The organism is Methylobacterium amylolyticum (assembly GCF_030700245.1).
In the GTDB taxonomy this organism is placed as follows: domain Bacteria; phylum Pseudomonadota; class Alphaproteobacteria; order Rhizobiales; family Beijerinckiaceae; genus Methylobacterium.
The window spans coordinates 39415-45533 of the sequence record NZ_JAUYZI010000048.1; the positions used below are offsets into that span (position 1 = coordinate 39415).

5 protein-coding genes are annotated in these 6119 nt (G+C 73.7%); all 5 read right to left on the reverse strand.

What is annotated here, in order from left to right; all coding sequences use genetic code 11:
- Positions 1-41 precede the first annotated feature (41 nt).
- Positions 42-1328 carry a hydroxysqualene dehydroxylase HpnE gene (hpnE, locus tag Q8W71_RS25810; RefSeq protein ID WP_305528279.1) on the reverse strand — a complete coding sequence of 429 codons (1287 nt, stop codon included), beginning with the start codon at positions 1326-1328 and terminating at the stop codon, positions 42-44.
- Positions 1328-2176, reverse strand: coding sequence for a presqualene diphosphate synthase HpnD (hpnD, locus tag Q8W71_RS25815; RefSeq protein WP_305528280.1), 849 nt, complete (start codon positions 2174-2176; stop codon positions 1328-1330). The genes hpnE and hpnD overlap by 1 nt, the downstream gene beginning before the upstream one ends.
- The gene (gene hpnC, locus Q8W71_RS25820) at positions 2173-3069 is read right to left on the reverse strand and encodes a squalene synthase HpnC (protein ID WP_305528281.1); all 897 of its coding nucleotides are present in this window, start codon (positions 3067-3069) and stop codon (positions 2173-2175) included. Before hpnC ends, hpnD begins: the two co-directional genes overlap by 4 nt.
- The gene (gene hpnA / locus Q8W71_RS25825; protein WP_305528282.1) at positions 3066-4094 is read right to left on the reverse strand and encodes a hopanoid-associated sugar epimerase; all 1029 of its coding nucleotides are present in this window, start codon (positions 4092-4094) and stop codon (positions 3066-3068) included. The genes hpnC and hpnA overlap by 4 nt, the downstream gene beginning before the upstream one ends.
- 107 nt (positions 4095-4201) lie before the next feature.
- A complete protein-coding gene (dxs, locus tag Q8W71_RS25830) occupies positions 4202-6118 on the reverse strand; it encodes a 1-deoxy-D-xylulose-5-phosphate synthase (RefSeq protein ID WP_305528283.1) in 1917 nt (638 codons plus the stop codon).
- Position 6119 lies beyond the last annotated feature (1 nt).

Below are 6119 nucleotides of genomic sequence, written 5' to 3' on the forward strand. Positions count from 1 at the left end.
GTCCTCGTGCCCTGGGACCGTTGCGATACGGTCGGCATGCCTCAAGCTGCGCTTTGCGCGCGTGTTCCCGCGCACGTCAGAGCGCGCGCGGCCGTCTTGCCCGAACGGATCGCTCCCTCGATCGTCGACGGCAGCCCGGTGGCGGTCCAATCCCCCGCCAGAACCAGGTTCGCGACGGCGGTTTCGGCCCCCGAGCGTCGCGCGGCCTCGGCCGGCGTCGCGGCGAAGGTCGCCCGCTTCTCCTTGACGATCTGCCAGCTAGGCAGTTCCGGTGCAAGATTGCCCAACTGGGCGATTTCCCCCCAAATCTGGCGGGCGAGGTCTTCGCGGGGGGTGTCGAGAAGCCTGTCGGCGCCGCTGATCGTCACCGAATAGCGGTCCGGATAGGCGAAAAGCCACTCCGTGAGCCCGTTCACCACGCCGAGAAGAAGCGGCGCGCCGGGGGGCGGCGCCAGGGCGAAATGGGCGTTCACGATGGACCGGAATTCGCGCGGCGCGCGGACTTCCGGCAACACCTCGGCGGTCACCCAGGGCGGCAGGGCGAGCACGACCGAATCACCCGCGCTCAGGCTCTCGACGCCGTCGGAGAAGGTCAGGGCCGCGACGCGGCCCCCGGCCCGGTCGAGCCCGCGCAGGCGGCGGCCGACCCGGATCGCGCAGTCGCGCCCGGCGAGGTAGCGCAGGGCCGGGTCGACGAAGGCGTAGGACAGGCCCTGCACCGCCACGAGCGGCCGGCAGGCCTGCCCGCCGGCGCCGAGCGTCTCGCGCAGGATCCGGGCGGCGAGCCCGACGTCGCTGTCGCGCGGCTCGGTGTTGAGGGCCGCGAGCAGCACCGGGTGCCAGAGGCGGTCGTAGAGCAGGCCCTCGCAGGCCATGCTGGCGCCGATCGTGCCGCCCGCCCCCTCCCCCTTGCCGGCGGCGGCGCGCAGGATGCCGAGCGGCGCGAGGTAGTCGCGGGCGCGGGTGCCGGGGACGCGGCGGCCCGGGCTCAGCACCCACCAGGGCAGCCGGCCGGCATTGGGGCGCAGGCGCCAGCGCTGGCCGCTCGTCAGGTCGGCGAAGTCGAAGGCCGCCTCGTCGGGGCCGACGAGCGCGTCGTCCGGGGCGCCGACCGTCTTCAGGAAGCCCAGCGCGTCGGCGTTGCCCGACAGCAGCAGGTGGTTGCCGTTGTCGATGGTCAGGCCGAGGGTCGAATCGAAGTAGGAGCGGCAGCGCCCGCCCGCCTGCTTGGCGGCCTCGTGCAGGACGACGCGCTGCCCGGCCTCGGCGAGCGAGACGGCCGCGGAGAGCCCGGCGAGGCCGGCGCCGACGACGTGGACGGTGCCCATCAGATCACGCCGTGCCGCAGGGCCACGCCGATCAGGGCGAGCTTGCCGGGCTTCACCCGCGCCCGGGGTGCGGCCCAGCCGCGCCGCACCACCGCCTTGAGGTAGAGATGGTAGGCCCCCGCCATCAGCCGCGCCGCCTTGGTGGGCCGGCGCGGGTTGCGGCGGATGATCTCCCAGGTGGCGCGGTAGTGCGCCTCCGCCTCGCGGGCGAGGCCCGCGCAGACCTCGCCGATCCGCGGGTGGGCGATCGCCTGCGCGGGCGTCGGATCGGTCAGCCCGATCGCCCGAAGCTTCTCCCGCGGCAGGTAGAGGCGGCCGCGCTCGGCATCCTCGTCGATGTCGCGCAGGATGTTGGTGAGCTGGAGCGCCCGCCCCTGGTGCCACGCGAGCCGGATCCCATCCGCCTCGGGCATCCCGAAGATGCGCACCGACAGCCGCCCGACCGCGCTGGCGACCCGGTCGCAGTAGAGGTCGAGGGTGGCTTCGTCCGGCGCGACGATGTCCTCGACCGCGTCCATCGCCATGCCGTCGATGACCGCCTGGAAGTCCTCGCGCTTCAGGCCGAAATCCCGCACCGGGCCGACGAGGTCGCGGGTCCGGGCCACGGGGCGGCCCTGGTAGAGGGCGTCGATGTCGGCGCGCCAGCGGTCGAGCTCGGCCTGCCGCACGGGGCGCGTGCCGCCGTCGTCGGCCACGTCGTCGACCGCGCGGCAGAAGGCGTAGACGGCGTACATCGCCTCGCGCCGCGGCTTCGGCAGCAGGCGCATGGCGGTGTAGAACGAGGAGCCGGCGGCCGGCAGCGCCGGGGCGGCCTCCTCCTGCGGGGCGGGGCTGGCGACGGCGGTCACGGGCGCGCTCCCTGCGCGGCGGCGCGCACGATCCGGCCGCGGAACGGCCGGCGCGCCAGGGTCGCGGCGACGCCGCCGAGCGCGGTCAGCGCGAAGGCCGCCTTGCCGTGGTGGACCTTCTCCGAGAGCGGGTCGCGCGTGGTCAGGCCTTTCGCCAGGACCACCGCGAGGCGGTGGATCGCGGCGATCTCCAGGGACAGGCGGGTGTCGTCGATCAGGTCGGGCAGCGCGGCGCCCGCGTCGAGCAGGCCGAGGCAGCGCTCGGCGAGGTCCGCGATCACCGCGCGGAGCTGCGGCGACGCCCGCTCCGCGCCGAGCATGGCGACGGTGGCCCCGTGCCGGTCCAGCGCGTCCTGCGGGATGTAGACCCGGTCGAGGCCGCGGAAATCCTTGCCGCAATCCTGGAGGTGGTTGATCACCTGGAGCGCCGCGCAGATCGCGTCGGACGGCCCCCACACCCGGGCCGGGTCCTCGCCGTGCACGTCGAGCACGAAGCGCCCGACCGGCATCGCCGAGTAGCGGCAATAGTGGATCAGGTCGTCCCAGTCCGTGTAGCGGCTCTTGCGCGCGTCCATGCGGAACGCGTCGAGCAGTTCCAGCGCGTGGCGGGGCGGCAGGCCGCGGGCGGCGAGCTCCGCCTTCAAGGGCGCGGCCTCGGGATCGGCGGGGCCCGCGCCGGTCAGCGCGTCGGCCAGCCGGTCGAGCAGCTCGATCTTGCGCTCGGGCGACAGGTCGGCGTGGTCGGCCACGTCGTCGCCCGCGCGCACGTAATTGTAGAACGCCAGGATCGCGCCGCGGTGGCGCGGGTGGATCAGGTGCGAGGCGACCGGGAAGTTCTCGTCGCGGTGGCCCTTGCCGGAGCGCGTGGCGGTGGCGCTGTCGAGCCCGGTCATGTCAGGTATCCCGCCCCGCGGAACCACGCGATCGCGTCGGACAGCCCCTCGCGATAGGGCCGCGCGGTGTAGCCCAGCTCCGCCCGGGCCTTCCGGTCCGAGAAGAACATCCGGTAGCGCGACATGCGGATGCCGTCGACGGTGGCGAAGGGCTGGCGGCCGGTGACCCGGGCGGCGAGCTGCGCGAACACCGCCACCGGGTAGACCGCGGCGCGCGGCAGCCGCACGGTCGGCGGCTTGCGGCCGACCATCCCGGCGATGTCGGCGAGCATCTGCGACAGGAACACGTCCTCGCCGCCGAGGATGTAGCGCTCGCCGACCCGCCCCTTTCGCAGGGCGAGCAGGTGGCCGGCCGCCACGTCGTCCACGTGGGCCAGATTCAGGCCGGTATCGACGAAGGCCGGCATCTTGCCCAGCGCCGCCTCCTGGATGATCCGGCCGGTCGGCGTCGGCTTCACGTCGCGCGGCCCGATCGGGGTCGAGGGATTGACGATCACCGCGGGTAGGCCGTCGCGGGCCACCATCTCCTCGACCACGCGCTCGGCCACGACCTTGCTGCGCTTGTAGGCGCCGATGGCCGTCTCAGGCGTCAGCGGCATGGTCTCGTCGGAGGGCGTCACGCCGTCGGCGGGCGGGCGGATCGTGGCGACGCTCGACGTGTAGACGACCCGCTCGACGCCCGCGTCGAGGGCGGCGCGCATCATCAGCCGGGTGCCGTCGCGGTTGGTGCGGACGATCTCCTCCCTATCCGGCGCCCACAGCCGGTAATCGGCCGCCGCGTGGATCAGGTAGCGCCGGCCGCGCATCGCCGCCGCCACGGCGGCGGGGTCGCGCATGTCGCCCTCGGCGATCTCGACATCCGTCCAGGTCAGGTTCCGGCGCGGGCTCGACGCGCGCACGAGGATCCGCACGGGGAAGCCCGCGCGGCGGAACACGTCGACCAGGGCCGAACCGAGGAAGCCGCTCGCGCCGGTGATCAGCACGGGGCCGGCCTCGGAGGGGCCGGGGAGGATCGCCTCTGCCATCGTCCTTCAGGGTCGCAGGGAGCGTGCGGCGGGCGGATGACTCCGCCGCGCCGGGCTTCTAGTCCGCGAATCACCGGCGCGGCAAGGCGCGCCGGCGGATGGCAGGGTCAGGCGAGACGCAGGCGCGAGCGGCCTTCCTTGGCGACCGGCAGGGCGTCGGCGACGGCCTTCTCGATGCTGGCGGCGTCGAGACCGGCCTGGGCGTACATCTTCTCCGGGCTGTCCTGGTCCTGGTACAGGTCCGGCAGCGTCAGCGTCCGCACCCGCACACGCCCCGCGTCCAGCGCGCCCCGCTCGGCCAGGAGGTGCAGAACCTGCGCCCCGAACCCGCCCCGCGAGCCCTCCTCCACCGTGATCAGCACCTCGTGGCGCCCCGCCAGATCCAGGATCAGCGCCTCGTCCAGGGGCTTGGCGAACCGCGCGTCCGCCACCGTCACCGGCACGCCCCGCTCCGCCAGGCTGTCGGCCGCCTTCAGCGCCTCCGCCAGCCGCGTGCCGAGCGACAGCAGCGCCACCCGCGGGTTCGCGTCCGCGCGCACGATCCGCCCCTTGCCGATCGGCAGAACCTCGCCCCGCTCCGGAAGCTCGACCCCCACCCCCTCGCCGCGCGGGTAGCGCAGCGCGCTCGGGCCCGCGTCGTGCGCGTGCTGGGTCGCCACCATGTGCACCAGCTCGGCCTCGTCGGCGGCCGCCATCACCGTCATGTTCGGCAGGCAGCACAGGTAGGCCAGGTCGAACGCGCCCGCGTGCGTCGCCCCGTCCGCGCCCACCAGTCCCGCCCGGTCCAGGCAGAACCGTACAGCTAAGTTCTGCAACGCCACGTCGTGCACGACCTGGTCGTAGGCCCGCTGCAGGAACGTCGAGTAGATCGCCACGAACGGCTTGTACCCCTCGGTCGCGAGCCCCCCCGCGAACGTCACCGCGTGCTGCTCGGCGATGCCCACATCGAAGGTCCTGTCCGGGTGCGCCTTGCCGAACAGGTCGATGCCGGTGCCCCCGGGCATCGCCGCGGTGATCGCCACCACCTTCTCGTCGGCGTCCGCGGCCTTGATCAGGCTCTCGCCGAACACCCGGGTGTAGGCCGGCGCGTTCGGCTTGGCCTTGGCCTGCACGCCTGAGACCACGTCGAACTTCACCACCCCGTGGTAGCGGTCGGCCGAGGCTTCCGCGGGGGCGTAGCCCTTGCCCTTGCGGGTGACCACGTGCAGCAGGATCGGGCCCTGCTCGGTGTCGCGCACGTTCTTGAGCACCGGCAGCAGGTGGTCGAGGTTGTGCCCGTCGACGGGGCCGACGTAGTGGAAGCCCATCTCCTCGAACATCGTGCCCCCGCCCACCACCAGCGAGCGGGCGTACTCCTCGGCGGCGGCCGCGCGCTGGTAGAGCGCCCGCGGCAGCAGCTTGCCGAGCTGCTTGGCGGTCTCGCGCAAGCTCCGGTAGGTGTCGCCGGAGGCGAGCCGGGCGAGGTAGGCCGACATGGCGCCCACAGGGGGGGCAATCGACATGTCGTTGTCGTTGAGGATGACGATCAGGCGCGAGTGCAGGGCGCCGGCGTTGTTCATGGCCTCGTAGGCCATGCCCGCCGACATCGAGCCGTCGCCGATCACCGCGATGCTGTTGCGGCGCTTGCGCGCCGGCAGGCCGTTCTGCCTGGCGGCGGCGGCGTCGAGGTCGCGGCCCACCGCCATGCCCAGCGCGGCGGAGATGGAGGTGGAGGAGTGTGCGGCGCCGAACGGGTCGTAGACGCTCTCGGAGCGCTTGGTGAAGCCGGACAGGCCGCCGCCCTGGCGGAGCGTGCGGATGCGGTCGCGGCGTCCGGTGAGGATCTTGTGGGGGTAGCACTGGTGGCCGACGTCCCAGACGATCCGGTCGTCGGGGGTGTCGAACACGTGGTGCAGCGCCACCGTCAGCTCGACCACGCCGAGCCCCGAGCCGAGATGGCCGCCGGTGATCGAGACCGCGTCGATCATCTCGGCGCGCACCGCGTCCGCCACCGCCTGGAGCTCGCTCTCCGGCAGACGCCGCAGA